Origin of the sequence: Paracoccus homiensis, assembly GCF_900111675.1 — a bacterium.
GTDB classification, from domain to species: domain Bacteria; phylum Pseudomonadota; class Alphaproteobacteria; order Rhodobacterales; family Rhodobacteraceae; genus Paracoccus; species Paracoccus homiensis.
The window spans coordinates 39,796-58,289 of record NZ_FOHO01000004.1 but is presented as its reverse complement, the minus strand read 5'-3'; the positions used below and the strand labels follow the sequence as shown (position 1 = coordinate 58,289).

19 protein-coding genes and 2 riboswitches are annotated in these 18,494 nt (G+C 63.9%); of the genes, 16 read left to right on the top strand and 3 right to left on the bottom strand.

Features of this window, described 5'->3' with window-relative positions:
• Position 1: 1 nt before the first annotated feature.
• From pcaG to BMX67_RS07025, 6 genes are read left to right on the top strand one after another with little or no spacing between them, the layout of a single operon-like run.
• Positions 2-619 (top strand): protocatechuate 3,4-dioxygenase subunit alpha, encoded by a 618-nt coding sequence (gene pcaG / locus BMX67_RS07050; RefSeq protein ID WP_090733646.1) that lies wholly within the window; start codon positions 2-4, stop codon positions 617-619.
• 9 nt (positions 620-628) lie between these two features.
• On the top strand, positions 629-1,462 hold the full coding sequence (locus BMX67_RS07045; RefSeq protein ID WP_090733645.1) for a 3-oxoadipate:acetyl-CoA acetyltransferase: 834 nt from the start codon (positions 629-631) through the stop codon (positions 1,460-1,462).
• 5 nt (positions 1,463-1,467) lie between these two features.
• Entirely contained in the window at positions 1,468-2,763 is a 1,296-nt protein-coding gene (locus BMX67_RS07040) for a lyase family protein (protein WP_217645801.1), read from the top strand.
• A complete protein-coding gene (locus BMX67_RS07035) occupies positions 2,760-3,788 on the top strand; it encodes a TRAP transporter substrate-binding protein (protein ID WP_245739280.1) in 1,029 nt (342 codons plus the stop codon). Before BMX67_RS07040 ends, BMX67_RS07035 begins: the two co-directional genes overlap by 4 nt.
• Before the next feature lie 22 nt (positions 3,789-3,810).
• Complete coding sequence (locus BMX67_RS07030; protein ID WP_090733640.1) at positions 3,811-4,326, top strand: TRAP transporter small permease; 516 nt, start codon at positions 3,811-3,813, stop codon at positions 4,324-4,326.
• Positions 4,323-5,642 (top strand): TRAP transporter large permease, encoded by a 1,320-nt coding sequence (locus tag BMX67_RS07025; protein WP_090733638.1) that lies wholly within the window; start codon positions 4,323-4,325, stop codon positions 5,640-5,642. Before BMX67_RS07030 ends, BMX67_RS07025 begins: the two co-directional genes overlap by 4 nt.
• 14 nt (positions 5,643-5,656) lie before the next feature.
• Here the strand turns inward: BMX67_RS07025 and thiD are convergent, their stop codons facing one another.
• Complete coding sequence (thiD, locus tag BMX67_RS07020) at positions 5,657-6,469, bottom strand: bifunctional hydroxymethylpyrimidine kinase/phosphomethylpyrimidine kinase (protein ID WP_090733636.1); 813 nt, start codon at positions 6,467-6,469, stop codon at positions 5,657-5,659.
• Between the two features lie 53 nt (positions 6,470-6,522).
• Positions 6,523-6,617, bottom strand: a riboswitch (TPP riboswitch).
• A 114-nt stretch (positions 6,618-6,731) separates the two neighbouring features.
• A riboswitch (cobalamin riboswitch) is annotated at positions 6,732-6,916 on the top strand.
• 95 nt (positions 6,917-7,011) lie between these two features.
• Between thiD and nrdH the strand changes: the two genes are divergently transcribed.
• The 5 genes from nrdH (at position 7,012) to BMX67_RS06995 (ending at position 11,854) form a co-directional block, all read left to right on the top strand.
• Complete coding sequence (gene nrdH / locus BMX67_RS07015; protein ID WP_090733634.1) at positions 7,012-7,233, top strand: glutaredoxin-like protein NrdH; 222 nt, start codon at positions 7,012-7,014, stop codon at positions 7,231-7,233.
• A 10-nt stretch (positions 7,234-7,243) separates the two neighbouring features.
• Entirely contained in the window at positions 7,244-7,657 is a 414-nt protein-coding gene (gene nrdI, locus BMX67_RS07010) for a class Ib ribonucleoside-diphosphate reductase assembly flavoprotein NrdI (RefSeq protein ID WP_090733633.1), read from the top strand.
• On the top strand, positions 7,642-9,765 hold the full coding sequence (gene nrdE, locus BMX67_RS07005; protein WP_090733631.1) for a class 1b ribonucleoside-diphosphate reductase subunit alpha: 2,124 nt from the start codon (positions 7,642-7,644) through the stop codon (positions 9,763-9,765). Before nrdI ends, nrdE begins: the two co-directional genes overlap by 16 nt.
• Before the next feature lie 78 nt (positions 9,766-9,843).
• Positions 9,844-10,815: a class 1b ribonucleoside-diphosphate reductase subunit beta gene (gene nrdF, locus BMX67_RS07000; protein ID WP_090733630.1), complete on the top strand. Its 972-nt coding sequence runs from the start codon at positions 9,844-9,846 to the stop codon at positions 10,813-10,815.
• Positions 10,816-10,915: 100 nt separating this feature from the next.
• Positions 10,916-11,854, top strand: a complete 939-nt coding sequence (locus tag BMX67_RS06995) for a pirin family protein (protein ID WP_090733628.1) — start codon at positions 10,916-10,918, stop codon at positions 11,852-11,854.
• Here the strand turns inward: BMX67_RS06995 and BMX67_RS06990 are convergent, their stop codons facing one another.
• Entirely contained in the window at positions 11,855-12,844 is a 990-nt protein-coding gene (locus tag BMX67_RS06990) for an aldose epimerase family protein (protein WP_217645800.1), read from the bottom strand.
• 90 nt (positions 12,845-12,934) lie between these two features.
• Positions 12,935-13,954, bottom strand: coding sequence for a YeiH family protein (locus tag BMX67_RS06985; RefSeq protein ID WP_245739278.1), 1,020 nt, complete (start codon positions 13,952-13,954; stop codon positions 12,935-12,937).
• A 103-nt stretch (positions 13,955-14,057) separates the two neighbouring features.
• Between BMX67_RS06985 and BMX67_RS06980 the strand changes: the two genes are divergently transcribed.
• From BMX67_RS06980 to BMX67_RS06960, 5 genes are all read left to right on the top strand, one after another.
• A complete protein-coding gene (locus BMX67_RS06980) occupies positions 14,058-14,939 on the top strand; it encodes a LysR substrate-binding domain-containing protein (RefSeq protein WP_090733627.1) in 882 nt (293 codons plus the stop codon).
• 59 nt (positions 14,940-14,998) lie between these two features.
• Positions 14,999-16,042, top strand: coding sequence for a tyrosine-type recombinase/integrase (locus BMX67_RS06975; RefSeq protein WP_090733625.1), 1,044 nt, complete (start codon positions 14,999-15,001; stop codon positions 16,040-16,042).
• A 76-nt stretch (positions 16,043-16,118) separates the two neighbouring features.
• Entirely contained in the window at positions 16,119-17,090 is a 972-nt protein-coding gene (locus BMX67_RS06970; RefSeq protein ID WP_090733624.1) for a siderophore-interacting protein, read from the top strand.
• Between the two features lie 76 nt (positions 17,091-17,166).
• On the top strand, positions 17,167-17,478 hold the full coding sequence (locus tag BMX67_RS06965; protein WP_090733622.1) for an ETC complex I subunit: 312 nt from the start codon (positions 17,167-17,169) through the stop codon (positions 17,476-17,478).
• A gap of 98 nt (positions 17,479-17,576) precedes the next feature.
• The gene (locus BMX67_RS06960) at positions 17,577-18,494 is read left to right on the top strand and encodes an MYG1 family protein (protein WP_090733620.1); all 918 of its coding nucleotides are present in this window, start codon (positions 17,577-17,579) and stop codon (positions 18,492-18,494) included.

The window sequence follows — 18,494 nt, the reverse complement described above, 5'->3', positions numbered from 1 at the left end:
GATGCCACAAACCCTGTCCTATCTGCGCGAAAGCGCATCGCAGACCGCGGGCCCCTTTGTTCATATCGGCCTTGCGCCGGGGGCTGCGGGCTTTGACATCTATCGGCAGGAACTGGGCCATGACATCGCCGGACCCAACGCAAAGGGCACCCGCATCCGGGTCGAAGGGGTGGTCATCGACGGCATGGGCAGCCCGGTCAAGGACGTCCTGCTGGAGGTCTGGCAGGCCAACGCCGACGGCCATTACGCGCATCCCGAAAGCGGCACGGTCGAAGACGGCTTTCGTGGCTGGGGCCGCGTCATCACCGATTTCGACAGCGGCGAATGGTCGTTCGACACCGTGAAACCCGGCCCGGTTGCGGGGCGGAACGGAACCGTTCAGGCACCTCATCTGAACCTGTGGATCGTGGCGCGGGGCATCAATATCGGACTGAACACACGGATGTATTTTCCCGACGAGGCCAAGGCGAATGGCCGCGACCCGGTCCTGAACCTGATCGAGTGGGACAATCGCCGCGCCACCCTGATCGCCGCTTTGCACCAGGACGGCGACATTCCCGTCTATCGGTTCGAGATCCGCCTTCAGGGCGAGGGCGAAACCGTGTTCTTCGATATCTGACGGTTCTCCATGTCAAACCCCTGCATCATCTGCGTCGCCATCACCGGCAGCCTGCCCAGCAAGGCTGACAACCCGGCCGTGCCGATCACCGTCACCGAACAGATCGAATCCACCCACGCGGCGTTCGAGGCCGGGGCGACCATCGCCCATTGTCATGTCCGCGACGATCAGGGAAAGCCCAGCAGCGATCCCGACCGGTTCGCCGCGCTGAAACAGGGGATCGAACGGCATTGTCCCGGCATGATCGTGCAGCTTTCAACCGGCGGCAGGTCCGGGGCGGGCAAAACGCGCGGCGGCATGCTGTCCCTTTCGCCCGACATGGCCAGCTTGTCGGTCGGGTCGAACAACTTCCCAAGCCGCGTCTATGAAAATCCGCCAGATCTGGTCGATTGGCTGGCGGGTCAAATGCTGACATACAAGATCAAACCTGAGATAGAAGCATTTGATCTAAGTCATATTTTTCAGGCCGCCAGAATGCACGATGAAGGTCGCATCAAGGATCGCCCCTATGTGCAATTCGTGATGGGCGTCAAGAACGCGACGCCAGTCGATCGCGAGGTATTCAATTTCTATGTTCATACGGTCAAAAGATTGTTTGGGAATGATATTCCTTGGTGCGCAGCGGGGATCGGTCCGAACCAGATCATCTTGAACGACTGGGCGATTTCCTCGGGCGGACATGTTCGTACCGGGCTGGAAGATAACGTGCGGTTGGATCGCGACCGGCTGGCCCCGTCGAACGCTGCGCTGGTCGCCCGTGCGGCGACGCTGTGCCAGAAATACGATCGCCCCGTCGCCACCCCGGCGCAGGCGCGACAGATATTGGGATTGCGGGCGGCATGATTCTGATGGACCGGCTTTTCGACGATGACGAGGTTGCGCGGCGGCTGGACGCCCCGGCGCAACTGTCCGCGATGCTGCAGGTCGAGGCCGCGCTGGCCCGTGCGCAGGGTGTGTTGGGCATCATCCCCACCGACGCCGCGACACGGATCGCGGCGGTCGCCGCAACGCTGAACCCCGACCCCGCCGCGCTGATCGCGGGGGCGGCCAGGGCCGGCATCGCAGCGCAGCCCTTGATCGCGACGCTGAAAAAGGCCTGCGGCATGGATGCCGACTGGGTGCATTTCGGCGCGACATCGCAGGATATACAAGACAGCGCGTCGATCCTGCAGACGCGCGATGTGCTGTCGATCCTGCAAGACCGTCTGACCGCGCTGCACGACATTCTGACCCGGAAGGCGCAGGCGCATGCCGATCTGGCCATGCCCGCGCGGACCCGTTTCCAGATCGCCGCCCCGACGACACTGGGTGCCAAGATCGCGGTCTGGCGCGCGCCCTTGCCGCGCCATCTGGACCGATTGGCGGAATTGCGGCCACGGCTGCTGAACATCTCGCTTTACGGCGCGGCGGGAACCGGGGCCGCATTGGCGCCGCAGATGCCTGCGCTGCGCCGCGCGGTGGCCGCTGATCTGGGGCTGAACGCGCCCGACATCCCGTGGCACGCGACCCGCGATGCGATTGCGGAACTGGCCGGCTGGCTGTCGATGGTGACGGGCACGCTTGGCAAGATGGGGGCCGATCTGATCCTTCTGGGCCAGTCCGAGGTCGGGGAAGTGCATGCGGGCATCGGTGGCGGATCCTCGACCATGCCGCAGAAATCGAACCCCGTCGCGGCCGAGGCTCTGGTCAGTCTCGCGCGGCTGAATGCGGGTGCGGTCGGCACCATCCATCAGGCGATGATCCATGCGCAGGAACGCGACGGCACCGCGCTTGCGCTGGAATGGCAGACCCTGCCCCAGATGCTGATCCGGACCGGTGCGGCGCTGCGGCTTGCGCAGGATCTGACGCACAACCTGACACCGAACCCGCAGGCTATTGCCGACAGTTTTGCCCGTGATCGCGGCGCGATGCTGGCCGAGGCCGCGGGATTTTACCTGACCCGCCACATCCCGCGCGACAAAGCTCTGCGCATCGTGGCGCAGGCCTTGGCGCGGGTTGCCGCAGAGGGCGACACAACCCTTGCGCAGGCACTGCACGATCTGCAGCCGGGGCATGACTGGGCGCAGATCCTGAGCCCCGCGGCGAATACGGGCGATGCGACCACGCAGGCCCGAAACCAATCATCATGGGAGGAACGCAGATGATGAAGTCACTGATGCTGGCCACGGTCGCGACCGCCGCCATCGCCACCACCGCCACCGCGCAAGAGGTCACCCTGCGCGTCCACCACTTCCTGTCCGCCGAGGCGCCGATCCAGAAAGGGGTGCTGGAGCCGTGGGAAAAGGCTGTCGAGGAACAGTCCGAGGGCCGGATCGACGTGCAGATCTATCCCTCGATGCAGCTGGGCGGCAAACCGCCGCAACTGTTCGATCAGGCCCGTGACGGGGTCGTCGATATCAGCTGGACCCTGTTCGGCTATACGCCCGGCCGCTTTCCCGTGTCCGAGGCGTTCGAACTGCCCTTCATGGCGGGGTCGGCCACGGAAACCACGATGGCGCTGCAGGACTATCAGGCGCAATACATGCAGGACGAACTGACCAGCGTGCACCCCCTGCTGATCCACGCCCCTGCCGCCTACAAGATCCACACCAAGGGCAGGCCCATCGCCGCGATGGCCGATCTGGACGGGCTGAAGATCCGCGCACCCTCGCGCACGATGACCGACGGTCTGAACGCACTTGGCGCGACCGCCGTCGGCATGCCCGTCCCCGAGGTGCCGCAGGCGCTGACCACCGGCGTCATCGACGGCGCCGTCATCCCGTGGGAGGTGTTCGGCAGCTTGCGCATCGAAAGCGTGACCCGCGATCATACCGAGTTCGGGACCGAGAATGGCGGGTTGTCGACCTCCGTCATGGCGCTGGTGATGAACCAGGCGAAATATGACGCACTGCCCGAAGATCTGCGTCAGGTGATCGATGCCAATTCCGGCGCGGCGCTGGCCGAAATCGCGGGCGCGGCCTTTGACGCGGCCGAGCAAGAGGAACGCCAGAAGGCCCTGGACGCCGGAAACAGCATCACCCTTGTCCCCGAAGGCGATCTGACCCCGTGGCGCGACGCCAGCCAGCCGGTGATCGACGCTTGGGTGCAGTCGATGACGGAGGCGGGTCATGACGGTCAGGCGATGCTGGATGACGCACGCGCCATGCTGGACAAGGCCAAGGGCCAATAACACCGAAAGAAGGGGGCACGGCATGTCCGAAGACCTGACCGAACACGCGCATCCCGTGCTCCTGCCCGGCTGGCTGGCGGCGCTGTGCCGGGGCTTTGCCGGAATCGGCGGGCTGGTCCTGTTGGCGATGATGCTGATGACGGTGATCAGTGTGACACGGCGCACCCTGCTGGGCGCACCGATCCCGGGCGATTTCGAACTGGTCGAGATCGGCAGCGCCATCGCCATCTTCTGCTTTCTGCCGTGGTGCCAATCGACCGGCGGCAACGTCCTTGTCGACTTCTTCACCCAAAGGGCCGCGCCGCGCACGAACCACCTGCTAGAGGCCGTGGGCGACCTGCTTTACCTGCTGATCGCCGCGCTTCTGATGTGGCGGATGGTCCATGGCGGGATGGAGATGCGCGAATATGGCGAACAGTCGATGGTGCTGCGAATCCCCGTCTGGTGGAGCTTTCTGATCATCATTCCGGCGATGGCGCTGCTGGTTGCGACCTGCGCAGCCACCATGATCGGCCATCTGAGAAAGGCACGCGCATGAGCGGGGTCGCCGCCGGGCTGACGGGTTTCGCGGTGCTTCTGGCGCTGATGGCCATTCGCATTCCCATCGGAGTCGCAATGCTGGGCGTGGGGATCGGTGGCTATGCGATGTGGACGGGCGCCACGCCGCTATTGGCCTTTCTGAAAACCTCGACCTATTACCAGTTTTCGACCTATTCGCTGTCGGTGATCCCGCTTTTCGTGCTGATGGGCGAATTTGCGACACAGGCGGGTATGAGCCGCGCGCTGTATCGCACGGCCGCCGCCTTTCTGGGACATCGCAAGGGCGGGCTGGCCATGGCCTCGATCGGGGGCTGCGCGGCATTCGGGGCGATCTGCGGATCATCGCTGGCGACCGCGGCCACGATGGGACAGGTCGCCCTGCCCGAAATGCGGCGCTACAATTACAGCGGCGCGCTGGCGACCGGATCGCTGGCCGCCGGGGGAACCCTTGGCATCCTGATCCCGCCGTCGGTCATTCTGGTGCTGTATGCGCTGATGGCCGAGCAAAGCATCGCCAAGATGTTCGTCGCGGCCATGGTGCCGGGGGTTCTGGCGGCGCTTGGCTATATGCTGGCGGTGGCGATCTTCGTGCGACGCAATCCCGATGACGGCCCCGCCGGTCCCCGTGCCACCTGGCCCCAGCGGCTGGCCGCCCTGCGCGAAACATGGACCCTGATCCTGATCTTCGCGCTGGTGATCGTGGGGATGTATCGCGGCTGGTTCACCCCGACCGAGGCCGCGGCTGTCGGCGCCTTTGGCACCGGGGTGCTGGCCGTCCTGCATGGCGGGATGCGACTGGCCGGGATCGCGCGATGCCTGCGCGGCACCGCCACGACCAGCGCGATGATCTTCCTGATCCTGCTGGGGGCCGAGACGTTCAACGCCTTTCTGGCACAGACGCAGACGCCGATGCTGCTGGCCAATGCGATCCAGAATTCGGGCCTGTCACCGATGCTGGTGCTGCTGGCGATGCTGGCGCTTTACCTGGTTCTGGGCTGCGTGATGGATTCGATGTCCATGCTGTTGCTGACGATCCCGATCTTCTATCCGATCATCGCGGGGCTGGATTTCGGCATGCCGCGCGAGGATACGCTGATCTGGTTCGGTATCCTTGCCGTGGTCGTGGTCGAGGTCGGGTTGATCACTCCGCCTGTCGGCATGAATGTCTTTGTCATCAACGGCATGGCGAAGGATGTTCCCATGTTGGAAAGCTTTCGCGGGGTGTTGCCCTTCCTGATCAGCGACATCATCCGCATCGCGGCGCTGATCGCCTTTCCGGTGGTCACGCTGGGGCTGGTCAGGTTGCTGGGCTGATGTGGCTGCCGGGGTCAGGCGGGCACGGGCCATAGCCGGTGAAAGTGATGCACCGGCCCCTGGCCCGCGCCGACCGTCAACTGATCGGCCCCGGCAATCGCATCGCTGATATAATCCTTGGCCCGCGCGACCGCCTGCGACAGCGGCAGACCGCGCCCCAGCCAGGTCGCCAGCGCCGACGACAGGGTGCATCCCGTGCCATGCGTATTCGCGGTCGCGATGCGCGGGGCAAGGATCCAGTGTTCCCCCGCGCCGTCCAGCAACAGATCCGGGCTGTCCTGCCCCCCCAGATGCCCCCCCTTCAGCAGCACGGCCCCCGGCCCCATCGCCAGCAGGGCCCGCGCCTGCGCAACCATCTGATCGCGACTCTTCGCTTCGGGCAGGCCCAGCAGATCGGCGGCCTCGGGCAGGTTCGGGGTGATCACCGTCGCGCGGGGCAGCAGATCGTCGCGCAAGCTGCGCACCGCCGCGTGATGCAGCAACCGGTCACCGCCCTTGGCCACCATCACCGGATCCAGAACGATCGGCGCGCTCATCCCGCGCAGCCCTTGCAGCACGGCCGCCACGATCTGGGCCGAGCCCAGCATCCCGATCTTGACCGCATCGACCCGGCAATCGTCACGCACGGCGGAAATCTGGGCACGCACCATATCTGGTGTCACCTCCTGGACCGCATGCACCCCGCGGGTGTTCTGCGCGGTCAGCGCGGTAATCGCCGTCATCGCATAACCGCCATTGGCGGAAATCGCCTTGATATCGGCCTGAATGCCCGCGCCTCCGGAACTGTCCGAGCCTGCGATCGAAAGAATATTGGCAATCTGCGTCATCTTGTCCTTTGCTGCCATTGCAAGGAAACGGGGGATGACAAACCCGAAAGGGGCTGATACCCGACGCGCCTCCCTCCGCCAGCATGATCTGGTTCAGGTTCCAAGGGTGCTTCTCAGACCGCCGATGCGGACGCCCCCGTCGCTGTGGCATGGATGGCACAGCAGCACGGCCAAGGTCAACGCGCGTTGCGTCAAGTGGGGGCGTAACGAAAAATTAGCTTTGACGATCACACCGCATGTTGACGAAGGCAGACAGGTGATGTCTAAATCTAGGGGTCATGATGCCCCTGACTCGCGTCCGGGGTGAAAAGGGAAACCGGTGGAATTCCATCGCGCCCCGCAACTGCAAGTGGTTTGAACGGCTGACTGCGCCGCCGGGGCGTTCCGGGACGGCATCGGCGTTTTCGACTGCATGTCGTGGGAACCTTTCATGACGGAGCGACGACACTGGGCATCGGGTCCGGCGGCGTGGTTCCGGGTCCGTCCGGCCCGGCCCTGTCGCAATCCGGCGCCCGCGAAAAAACAGACAGGATCATAGGGCCATGAGCATCACCGTCTATTCGAAACCCGCCTGCGTTCAGTGCACCGCCACCACCCGCGCGCTGGACGCCCGCGGTCTGGATTACAGCGTCATCGACCTGACCCAGGACGCGGACGCGATGGAGCGTGTGACCGCGCTTGGCTATCGTCAGGCCCCGGTGGTCATCGCCGGTGAAAGCCACTGGGCCGGGTTTCGTCCGGACATGATCGGTCAGCTGGCCTAAGCCGACTGCGATGACAGGGCTGGTCTATTATTCCTCGGGGTCGGGAAATACCGCGCGCTTCATCGAGGCGCTGGGTCTGCCCGCACAGCGCATCCCGGTGCGCATGGGCGAGCCGATGCCCGAACCCGACCAGCCCTATGTGATGATCTGCCCGACCTATGCCGATGGCGAGGGGCGGGGCGCCGTGCCAAAGCAGGTCATCCGCTTTCTGAACGATGAATCACGCCGCGCCGGCCTGCGGGGCGTGATCGGTGCGGGCAATCGCAATTTCGGCCAGACCTTCGGCTTGGCTGCCCGCGTCATTGCCGATAAATGCCGCGTTCCCGTGCTGTATCGATTCGAACTGGCGGGAACCCCAACCGATGTCGCCCGTGTCCGTGACGGGCTGAAAAAGCTGCAGGAACTGGAATGCTTGACAGTGTGAAGCCCGATCTCGACTATCACGCGCTGAACGCGATGCTGAACCTTTACGACGACAAGGGGCAGATCCGTTTCGACGCCGACCGTATGGCCGCGCGGCAGTATTTCCTGCAGCATGTGAACCAGAACACGGTGTTCTTCCACAGCCTCGACGAGAAGCTGGATTACCTTGTCGACGAAGGCTATTACGAACCGCAGGTTCTGGACGCCTATCCGCGCGACTTCCTGCACCGGATCTGGGCCGCGGCCTTCGCCAAGAAGTTCCGCTTTCCGACCTTTCTGGGCGCGTTCAAATATTACACCAGCTATACGCTGAAAACCCGCGACGGGCAGCGTTTCCTGGAACGTTACGAGGATCGGGTGGTCATGGTCGCGCTGGCGCTGGCGCGCGGCGATCAGGATCTTGCCATGAGCTTCATGGATGAAATCCTGTCGGGCCGGTTCCAGCCGGCGACGCCGACCTTCCTGAACGCGGGCAAGAAATCGCGCGGCGAGCTGATTTCCTGTTTCCTGCTGCGCCTTGAAGACAACATGGAATCGATCGGTCGGGCGATCAATTCGTCGCTGCAACTGTCCAAACGCGGTGGCGGCGTCGCCCTGATGTTGACCAATATCCGCGAATCCGGCGCGCCGATCAAAGGCATCGAGAACCAATCCTCGGGCGTCATTCCGATCATGAAACTGCTGGAGGACAGCTTCAGCTATGCCAACCAGCTGGGCGCACGGCAGGGCGCGGGCGCGGTCTATCTGAACGCGCATCATCCCGACATCCTGCGTTTTCTGGATACCAAGCGCGAAAACGCGGATGAGAAGATCCGCATCAAGACGCTGTCGCTTGGCGTGGTGATCCCCGATATCACCTTCGATCTGGCCAAGCGGAACGAGGATATGTACCTGTTCTCGCCCCATGACATCGAACGTGTCTATGGGGTGCCCTTCTCGGAAATCTCGGTGACCGAGAAATATGCCGAGATGGTCGATGACAAGCGCATCCGCAAGAAAAAGATCAATGCCCGCGCCTTCTTCCAGACGCTGGCCGAGATCCAGTTCGAAAGCGGCTATCCCTATATCATGTTCGAAGACACGGTGAACCGCGCCAACCCGATCGACGGGCGCATCACCATGTCGAACCTGTGTTCGGAAATCCTGCAGGTGAACGAGGCGTCGACCTTCAACGATGACCTTGGCTATGCCCATATGGGCACGGATATTTCCTGCAATCTGGGGTCGCTGAACATCGCCAAGACCATGGACGGCCCCGATTTCGGCGCCACGGTCGAGGCCGCGATCCGCGCATTGACCGCCGTGTCGGAAATGTCGGCGATCGATTCCGTGCCCTCGATCCGCAAGGGCAATGACGAGGCGCATGCCGTCGGTCTGGGTCAGATGAACCTGCACGGGTTCTTGGCGCGCGAGCATATCCATTATGGCAGCCCGGAAGGCGTCGAATTCACCAGCGTCTATTTCGCTGCGATCGCCTATCACGCGATCCGCGCATCCATGCTGCTGGCCCGTGAAAAGGGCACGACCTTCAAGGGGTTCGAGAAATCGACCTATGCCGATGGCAGCTTCTTTGACAAATATACCGAACGCGACTGGCTGCCAGCGCTGCCCGATGTCGCGCGCGTCTTTGACGGCATCACCCTGCCGACGCGCGACGACTGGACCGCGCTGAAGGCGCAGGTGATGGAACACGGGCTGTATAACCGCAATCTGCAGGCCGTGCCGCCGACCGGATCGATCAGCTATATCAACAACTCGACCAGCTCGATCCACCCGATCGTCAGCAAGATCGAGATCCGAAAGGAAGGCAAGATCGGTCGCGTCTATTATCCGGCGGCGTTCATGACGAACGAGAACCTGCATTATTATCGCGACGCCTATGAGATCGGCCCCGAGGCGATCATCGACACCTATGCCGCGGCGACCGAGCATGTCGACCAGGGCCTGTCGCTGACATTGTTCTTCCCCGCCGAGGCCACGACCCGCGACATCAACCGCGCCCAGATCTATGCGTGGAAGAAGGGGATCAAGACGATCTACTACATCCGGCTGCGTCAGGCCGCGCTGGAAGGGACCGAGGTCGAGGGCTGCGTGTCCTGCACCTTGTAAGCAAGGCCGGGGGGCTGTCGGCCCCCCGGACCCCCCGAGGATATTTTTTGCACAGAAGATGAGAGGGGTTCTTCGGCCATGAAGGATCAGGTGATGCGGCAGGTGCAGCGGGCGGTGAACTGGAACCGGCTGCAGGATGAGAAGGACCTTGAGGTCTGGAACCGGCTGACGGTGAATTTCTGGCTGCCCGAAAAGGTGCCGCTGTCCAATGACGTTCAAAGCTGGGCAACGCTGCGCCCGGAAGAACGCGAATTGACCATCCGGGTGTTCACCGGGCTGACGCTGCTGGACACGATTCAGAACACCGTGGGCGCGCCGCGCCTGATGGGCGATGCGCAGACGCCGCATGAAGAGGCGGTTCTGTCGAACATCGCCTTCATGGAAGCCGTACACGCACGGTCCTATTCCTCGATCTTCTCGACCCTGTGTCTGACGAAGGAGGTCGACGAGGCCTTCCGCTGGTCCGAGGAAAACCCGCATCTGCAGGAAAAGGCGCGCCTGATCCTGGACGAATACGATGCCGGCGCCGATCCGATGAAGCGCAAGATCGCCAGTGTGTTCCTTGAAAGCTTCCTGTTCTATTCGGGCTTCTACCTGCCGATGTACTGGTCCAGCCGGGCCAAGCTGACCAATACCGCCGACCTGATCCGCCTGATCATTCGCGACGAGGCCGTTCACGGCTATTACATCGGTTACAAATATCAGCGCGCGCTGGAAAAGCTGGATGAGGCGAAGAAGGCCGAGTTGAAGGACTTCGCCTTCGCGCTGATCTTCGATCTGTATGACATCGAGTCGAAATACACAGCCGAGCTGTATGACGGGATCGGTCTGACCGAGGATGTGAAGGCGTTTCTGCATTATAACGCCAACAAGGCGCTGCAGAATCTTGGCTATGAGGCGCTGTTCCCGCCCGCCGCTTGCGAGGTCAATCCCGCGATCATGGCTGCGCTGTCGCCCGATAGCGAGAACCATGACTTCTTCTCGGGTTCGGGGTCGTCCTATGTGATCGGCAAGGCCGTCGCGACCGAGGACGAAGACTGGGATTTCTAAGGCCCCGCAAACACCGCGTTCGCGATAGCCGAACGTGAAAACGCTGGTCAGCAAGGGGTTTCGGCGTAGATAATCGGGGCAGTCCACACAGGAGGCCGCGATGAGCTGGAACCCCGCACTGACGCCCGGATGTCCCGACGATATCGGCATCGATGCAATCGAGACGCTGATCATTCCCCGTGCCCGTGACCTTGGCGGGTTCGAGGTGAAACGCGCCCTGCCCGCCCCGAAACGGCAGATGGTGGGGCCGTTCATTTTCTTCGACCAGGCCGGGCCGGCCGAATTCCTGACCGGTCAGGGGATCGATGTCCGGCCACATCCGCATATCGGTCTTGGCACGGTCACCTATCTGTATCAGGGCGATTTCCATCATCGCGACAGCATCGGGACCGATCAGGTGATCCGTCCCGGTGCGGTCAACTGGATGGTCGCAGGCAAGGGCGTCACCCATTCCGAGCGCACGTCGGACGTGACGCGCCGGGGGCCCAGTTCGCTGTTCGGGATCCAGACATGGATGGCGCTTCCCGAGGACCGCGAAGAGATCGACCCCAGTTTCGAACATCACGGCAAGGACACCCTGCCCCGGATCGAGGCCGAGGGCGTGGATGCCCGGCTGATCCTTGGCACCGCCTATGGCGAAGCCGCCCCCGCGACGATGTTTTCCGACACCTTCTATCTGGATGTGGTCATGCAGGCGGGCGCACGGTTTCCGCTGCCCGACGATCACGAGGATCGGGGACTGTATGTCACGCAGGGTTCGGTCACCATTGCCGGGCAGGATTTCGGCGCGGGTCAGATGATGGTGTTCCGGCCGGGCGATGCGATCACCGTCGCCGCCGGCCCGACGGGCGCGCGGGTGATGGCGCTTGGCGGGGCGACGCTGAACGGCCCGCGCCACGTCTGGTGGAATTTCGTGTCGTCCAGCCGTGACCGGATCGAGGCGGCGAAAGAGGAATGGCGGGCCGCCCGCTGGGGCGATGGCATGTTAGATCTGCCCAACGGCGACCGCGATGAATTCATTCCCCTGCCCGCAAGGTGATCAGTCCAGAAAGCAATACTGCGTGACCTCTTGATAGGTCTGGCCGGGGCGCAGGATCGCGTCGGGAAACCCCGGCCGGTTCGGTGCATCGGGCCAATGCTGCGTCTCTAACGCCAGTCCTGCATGGGCGCGATAGATCCGCCCATCCAGCCCCGGCAGATCCTGAAAATGCGCCCCATCATAGATCTGCAGGCCGCAGGCAGTGGTTTGCACCTGCATGCGCAGGCCGTTCTGCCCCTCAAGCGTCGCCACCAATCGCAAGGGTCGGGGGGCGGTTGACAGGCAGAAATTGTGATCCAGCCGGGTGTCGCCCAGCAGCCGTGCCTTGCGAAAGTCGAAATCGGTGCCATCGACCGCTGAGACCTGCCCCGTGGGGATCTGATCGCTGTCCAGCGGCAGCATCCTGTCCGCGTCGATCTGCAGGCTGTGGCCACGGATATCACCGCGCCCATCAAGGTCGAAATAGCCATGATGGGTCAGGCTGCAGGGCGTCGCGGCGTCGCTGGTGGCGGACAGGTCGATCTGCAACGCCTTGTCCAGCACCGAAATCCGCGCGGTGATCGACAGTTTTCCGGGAAAGCCCATATGCCCATCGGGCAGATCCAGCGCCAGGGACAGGCTGTGCCGCGACACGTCAAGCGGGGTCCACAGCATCAGGTCGGGGCCATCGTCGCCGCCATGCAGGGTGTGGCGGCCCAGGAAATTCGGATCGGTGTGATGGGTTTGGCCGTTGATCGTGAACCGGGCATTGGCGATGCGGTTGGCGAAGCGCCCGACGATCGCGCCAAGATAGCGATGGCTGGTCAGATATCGTGTCGGATCGGTAGCGCCCAGAACCAGCGGATGATCGTAACCCTGCATTCGCAGATCCTGCACGATGGCGCCAAGTGTCAGCACCCGCGCCCGCAGCCTGCCCGCGCCTAGCCAGACCGCCTGCACCTGCCGTCCATCCGGCAATGTTCCGGCGTCCTCGATCTGTGGGTCGTTCATTCAAAGCCCCCTTCTGTTGCGCCTGTTCTGCCCAAGCGCCGCGACGGGGGAAAGGGTAAAAGGGGCCGGTTCAGGGCCCCCTTCACATGATCAGACCGCCAGCAGAACCGCCATCAGGCCGAAGCCCGCGATGAACAGCCAGGACAGCGCGCCCAGGATTAGGGGCCGCATCCCCTTCAGGCGCAGTCGGCGCAGGTCGGTTTCAAGCCCCATCGCAGCCAGCGCCATGGTCATCAGAAAGCTGGTCAGCGTCACGACCGCATGTTGCGCGGGTTGCGGCAGGCTGACGACCGAGTTCAGCAGCATGACGCCCACGAAACCAAAGGCGAACCACGGAACCGGCACTTTCGTCTCTGACCCGCTGGCGCCGCGCCGCGCCATCGCGCCAAGCATCAGGATCACCGGGGCCAGCATCATCACGCGACCCAGTTTCGCGACGGTCCCGGCATGGCCCGCCTGATCGCCAAGCGCAAAGGCCGCCCCGATCACCTGCGCCACTTCGTGGATGCTGGTACCGACCCACAGGCCGTAGACATCGGGGGTCAGGCCGATCAAGCCCGCCACGACCGGCGACAGCAGCATCGCGGCAGTACCGAACAGCGTCACGCAGGCCATGGCATAGGCCACATCCTCGTCACTGCCGCGCGTGACCGTGTTGCAGGCGATGATGGCCGACGCGCCGCAGATTGCACTGCCTGCGCCGATCAGTTCGGCCAGTTTGGCATCGACACCCATCCAGCGCCCGACGGTCTTGGCAAAGACCAGCGTTGCGACCAGCGTCGCGACGACGGCAAGGCTGACCGACCAGCCAAGCCCGGCCACCTCGGTCAGGGTGATCTGAAAGCCCAGCATGACAATGGCGCTGCGCAGGATCGGCCGCAGGGTGAAGGCGATCCCCTCATGGGTGCCGGCGGGTTTGCCGATGACGGTGCGGAACAGGATCCCCAACAGCATCGCCAGCACCAGTGGGCTTAGCGCGGCGATACCACTGGCGCGTTGCAGGCCAAAGGCGACGGCGGCGACGACAAGGCTCAGGCCCACACCCGGTGCGCGGCGGCGAAAGCTGTCGGGCAGCAAACCGTGGTGCTGCGTCATTCCCTGATCGGCCATATCGAACCCTCCTGTCATGTTGGAACAAGGGTTTGACGCAGGGCCGTCTATCTTTATACCTAATAATTCTGTACGAACCGTTCGTAGAAATCGATCAATTATCATGACCCTGGATCAGCTTCGCATCTTTCTGGCCGTCGCCCGGAACTGCCACGTGACCCGCGCGGCACGGGAATTGCGCATGACCCAATCGGCGGTGTCCGCCGCCATTCGCGCCCTGGAGGATCAGCATCAGGTGCAGCTGTTCGACCGGATCGGCCGCGGCATCGCACTGACCGAAGAGGGCCAGACCTTCATCGCCGCCGCGCGACAGGTGCTGGGCGCCGCCGAAAGCGCCGAAGGTTTGCTGGACGATCTGAACGCGACGCCGCGCGGTCGGCTGCGGGTGCAGGCAAGTCAGACGATCGGGACCTATCTTCTGCCCCCATTGCTGGTGGCGCTGCGGTCCGAATGGCCATCGTTGCAGATCACGCTGGATGCCGGAAACACCGCCAGCGTCGCCCGCGAAGTGGCCGAGGGTCATGCCGATCTGGGCTTTGTCGAAGGCGAGGTGCGCCACGATGAACTGCGGCAGCAGGTTTTCATGCGCGATGAGCTGGTCCTGCTGATGGGCGCGGATCATCCGCTGCGCGACAAGGCCCAATGGGATCGCGACGATTATCTGGCCCAGACATGGGTGCTGCGCGAGGAAGGGTCGGGCACCCGCTCCGAGGTCGAACTGCATCTGCGTGACATGGGCCTGACCGTGGCGGATCTGCAGGTGGCGCTGACCCTGCCCTCGAACGAGGCGGTGCTGTCATCGCTGGCCGGCGGGCATTCGGTGACCATGCTGTCCGCGCGGGTGGCCGACCTGACCGGCGCCGGGGTCCATCGCCGGCATGTGACCTGGACCCGCAAGCCCGAACGCGCCTTTTCCGTGCTGACCCATCCCGAACGACACCGCAGCCGCGCGGCGCGGGCGTTGATGACCAAGCTGGGCCTTTAGATGCTGCATCGGCCCGGCATACCCTGCTAGACTGTCGTAAAGACAGGACCGGACCACCGATGGATCTACCGATTTCCCACGCTGCGCTGTCGCCTGCGGACGAAGCCGCGCTGACGGAACTGTATCGCCGGGGCACGCCCGCGAACACGCTGCGTGCGTGGGAACGCGATCTGGTCTACCTGACCGCGTGGAAACAGGCCGCCTTCGGCGCGCCGCTGACCTGGCCCGAGGATCAGCGCGTCGCCCTGCGTTTTGTTCTGGATCACGCAAGCGATCTGACCGACGCGACCGGTCCCGCGCGAACCGTGGCCGAGACGCTGGTTGCGGCGGGTATCCGGCGCGGGTTTTCCTGTCCCGCGCCCGCGACGGTGGATCGCCGGATCGCCAGCTGGCGGGCCTTTCATCGGATGAAGAACCTGCCCTCGCCCTTCGAGTCGCCATTGATCCGACAGGCCCGCGCCCGCGCCCGCCGCGCCGCCGCACGGCCCCGCCATCCGAAATCCGAAAACCCGATCACGCGCGAGATCCTCGAGACGCTGCTGGCAACCTGTGATCACAGCCATCGCGGCATGCGCGACCGGGCGGCGCTGATGTTGGGCTGGGCTTCGGGCGGGCGGCGGCGGTCCGAGATCGTCGGCCTGAACCGAGACGACATCGACGACAGCCAGTTTCAGGATAAGGGGCTGTTGCGGATCAGGCTGCTGGTCACGAAAACCACCGGTATTGATCAGGCCCCGCGCCTGCCGCTGAAGGGTCGGGCGGCCCGCGCGGTGATGAACTGGATCGCGTTGGCGCGGATCACCGAAGGCCCGCTGTTCCGGCCCATCAGCCTGGCCGACCGCCCGCTGGCCCGCAGGCTAAGCGGCGACGGCTTTCGCAACATTCTGCGGCACCGGCTTGAACTGGCAGGGTTTTCGCCAGGATTTGCCAGCCCGCACGGGATACGGTCCGGTTTTCTGACGCAGGCCGCGCTGGACGGCGCGCCCCTTCCTGCCGCCATGCAGCTAAGCCTGCATCGCAGCGCCGTACAGGCGCAGCAATACTATACCGACGTCGAGATCACGGACAATCCGGCCACAAATCTTCTGGAAGATGATCCGTGATTACCTAGTTAAACAGTCGGGATTGTATATGCCTCTAAGCTGACCTATCACGAGGGGATCGGCAAAGGGGGCGACAATGGCGCATCTGCGTGGTTACAAAAGCTTTGGCACGATCCCAAGCGCATCTGGCGCCGCGATCGCCGCGCTGAAGGCACGCGCCGCCGCCTGGGATGTGCCGCTGATCGAAACCGCCGATCACCTGATCCTTTCGGTCTGGGGCTGCGAACTTCGCCTGACGGCGCATAGCGATTCCATGAGTGTCGACCTGTCCGCGCCGGAACAACGCCTGATCGGCAATCTGCGCGACAGCGCGACCGAGCTGTTCGCCGAAATCGGCCTTGCGGTCGCCTGGGATCATGTCGATGCCGGGGCGCTGGCGCCGGGTCTGTCGCTGATGCAGTTGCGCGATCTTTGCCAGGTCAGCCCCAATTTCACCCGCGTCCGCCTGGCCGGACCCGATGCGGCGCGCTTTGCCGAGGGTGGCTATCACTTTCGGCTGTTGCTGCCGCCGCAGGGACGCACGGCCATCTGGCCCCGCGTGCAGGACAACGGGCGGGTCGGCTGGCCCGAGGGAAAGGACGCGTTGCATCGCGCGGTCTATACAGTCGCGGCGCAGTCCCAAGACTGGCTGGATTTCGACATCTTTCGACACGCGGACAGCCCGACTTGCGACTGGACCGCGCAACAGATGCTGGGCCAGACGGTCGGCATCATCGGCCCCGGCGGCGGCGGATGTCCGAATGCCGACCGGATCCACCTGTTCGGCGATGAAACCGCCCTGCCCGCCATTCGCCGCATCCTGACCGAAAGCCCCGCCAGGGTCACGGCCCATCTTCGCTGTCACCCCGACGATCTTGGTGCATTGCGCCACGACCCACGGGTCAGCCTCTCGCATGACCTGCGTGGTAATCTGGCGGATAGTTCGGTCAAGGACGGCGATTTCATCTGGTTTGCCGCCAGCGCCGATGAGTCCCGCCTTGCCCGCAAGGACCTTCTTGCACGCGGGATCGCCAGGCGCGACATGCTGGTCGCGGCCTACTGGTCCTGACACGCGGCACTGCGGGGGCTTGAACAGCCGCACCGATTTGGCGATAACTCAACGCGTTCAGATCGAAGGTATCGTCATGCGAGTTCGCATCTATCAGCCTGCCCGAAACGCGATGACCTCGGGGACCGCGCGCACCAAAGGATGGGTTCTGGAATTTCCCGCCGCCGACGCGCGCGAGATCGATCCCCTGATGGGATGGACCAGCAGCGATGACACCCAGTCACAGGTGCGCCTGCGCTTTGAAAGCCGCAAACAGGCCGAGGATTACGCCCGCGAGCGTGGCCTGGACTATGTCGTGCAAGAGCCGCAGAAACGCGCCGCGAATGTGCGGCCCCGCGGCTATGGCGAAAACTTCGCGACCGACCGCCGCGCCCCCTGGACGCACTGAACGCACCCGCCCCTGGCCTGGACCGCGTAAAGGCGGGGAATTGCGCGTGATCTTCACAGACCGCCTTCGGGGCGGTCTTGTCATTTTCAGGAAGTCAGATGACCATCGACTATCTCGTCACCCATTCCGGCGGTTTCCATGCGGATGAGCTGCTGTCCTCGGTCATACTGACCCGGCTGTATCCATCCGCGCGGATCGTGCGCAGCCGCGAGGCGGCGTGGATCACCCCGTCCGAGGATCGCATCATCTATGATGTGGGCCGCGATTATCAGCCCCAGCTTGGGATTTTCGATCATCACCAGAAGACTCCGCCCCTGCGCGACGACGGTCAGCCCTATAGTTCGTTCGGACTGATCTGGCGGCACTACGGGCACGAATATCTGCAGTCGATGGGCATTCCCGACACCGATATCACCGCGATCCATTCGGGATTCGATGCGGATTTCGTGCTGCCCGTCGATCAGGTCGACAACGGCACGCTGTCGCCTTCAGGACCGCTGGCGGATCTGTCGCTGCCCCTGCTGCTGGAAAGCCTGAAACCGGTGTTCGACGACCGCGATCCGGATGCCGAGGATCGCGCCTTTGGGCAGGCGCTTGTCATCGCGCGCGCATTTGTCGAGGCCGCGATCGGACGGAAATCCGCGAAGCTGCGCGCCGAGGCCGTGGTCATGGCCGCGATCAGGGACGCGGGCGAAAGCCCCATTCTGGAACTGCCGATGGGGATGCCTTTCCGTTCGGCCATTGAAAAGGCCGGGGCCGACCACCTGCTGTTCGTGATCCACCCACGCGACAGCGACTGGACCCTGACCGGCATTCGCCGCGACCCGGAAAATTTCGCCTTGCGCGCGGATCTGCCCGCCGCCTGGGCCGGGTTGACGGATGCCGATCTGGAAAGGGCGTCAGGCGTGAAGGGCGCGAAGTTCTGTCACAATGCACGCTTCATCGCGGTCGCCTCTGACCGCGAGGCCGTGCGAAAACTGGCCGAACTGGCCGCAGAGGAAGCACGACAGGGCTAG

Excerpts from the sequence above, each read along its gene's own strand:
- thiD (WP_090733636.1), bottom strand. The coding sequence starts at position 6,469 with ATGACGCAGATTGCCAATATTCTTTCGATCGCAGGCTCGGACAGTTCC.
- BMX67_RS06965 (WP_090733622.1), top strand. The coding sequence starts at position 17,167 with ATGCGAGTTCGCATCTATCAGCCTGCCCGAAACGCGATGACCTCGGGG.
- BMX67_RS06990 (WP_217645800.1), bottom strand. The coding sequence starts at position 12,844 with ATGAACGACCCACAGATCGAGGACGCCGGAACATTGCCGGATGGACGG.
- nrdF (WP_090733630.1), top strand. The coding sequence starts at position 9,844 with ATGAAGGATCAGGTGATGCGGCAGGTGCAGCGGGCGGTGAACTGGAAC.
- BMX67_RS07035 (WP_245739280.1), top strand. The coding sequence starts at position 2,760 with ATGATGAAGTCACTGATGCTGGCCACGGTCGCGACCGCCGCCATCGCC.
- BMX67_RS06995 (WP_090733628.1), top strand. The coding sequence starts at position 10,916 with ATGAGCTGGAACCCCGCACTGACGCCCGGATGTCCCGACGATATCGGC.
- BMX67_RS06960 (WP_090733620.1), top strand. The coding sequence starts at position 17,577 with ATGACCATCGACTATCTCGTCACCCATTCCGGCGGTTTCCATGCGGAT.
- pcaG (WP_090733646.1), top strand. The coding sequence starts at position 2 with ATGCCACAAACCCTGTCCTATCTGCGCGAAAGCGCATCGCAGACCGCG.
- BMX67_RS07040 (WP_217645801.1), top strand. The coding sequence starts at position 1,468 with ATGGACCGGCTTTTCGACGATGACGAGGTTGCGCGGCGGCTGGACGCC.
- BMX67_RS06980 (WP_090733627.1), top strand. The coding sequence starts at position 14,058 with ATGACCCTGGATCAGCTTCGCATCTTTCTGGCCGTCGCCCGGAACTGC.
- nrdI (WP_090733633.1), top strand. The coding sequence starts at position 7,244 with ATGACAGGGCTGGTCTATTATTCCTCGGGGTCGGGAAATACCGCGCGC.
- BMX67_RS07025 (WP_090733638.1), top strand. The coding sequence starts at position 4,323 with ATGAGCGGGGTCGCCGCCGGGCTGACGGGTTTCGCGGTGCTTCTGGCG.
- nrdE (WP_090733631.1), top strand. The coding sequence starts at position 7,642 with ATGCTTGACAGTGTGAAGCCCGATCTCGACTATCACGCGCTGAACGCG.
- BMX67_RS06970 (WP_090733624.1), top strand. The coding sequence starts at position 16,119 with ATGGCGCATCTGCGTGGTTACAAAAGCTTTGGCACGATCCCAAGCGCA.
- BMX67_RS06985 (WP_245739278.1), bottom strand. The coding sequence starts at position 13,954 with ATGGCCGATCAGGGAATGACGCAGCACCACGGTTTGCTGCCCGACAGC.
- BMX67_RS07030 (WP_090733640.1), top strand. The coding sequence starts at position 3,811 with ATGTCCGAAGACCTGACCGAACACGCGCATCCCGTGCTCCTGCCCGGC.
- nrdH (WP_090733634.1), top strand. The coding sequence starts at position 7,012 with ATGAGCATCACCGTCTATTCGAAACCCGCCTGCGTTCAGTGCACCGCC.
- BMX67_RS06975 (WP_090733625.1), top strand. The coding sequence starts at position 14,999 with ATGGATCTACCGATTTCCCACGCTGCGCTGTCGCCTGCGGACGAAGCC.
- BMX67_RS07045 (WP_090733645.1), top strand. The coding sequence starts at position 629 with ATGTCAAACCCCTGCATCATCTGCGTCGCCATCACCGGCAGCCTGCCC.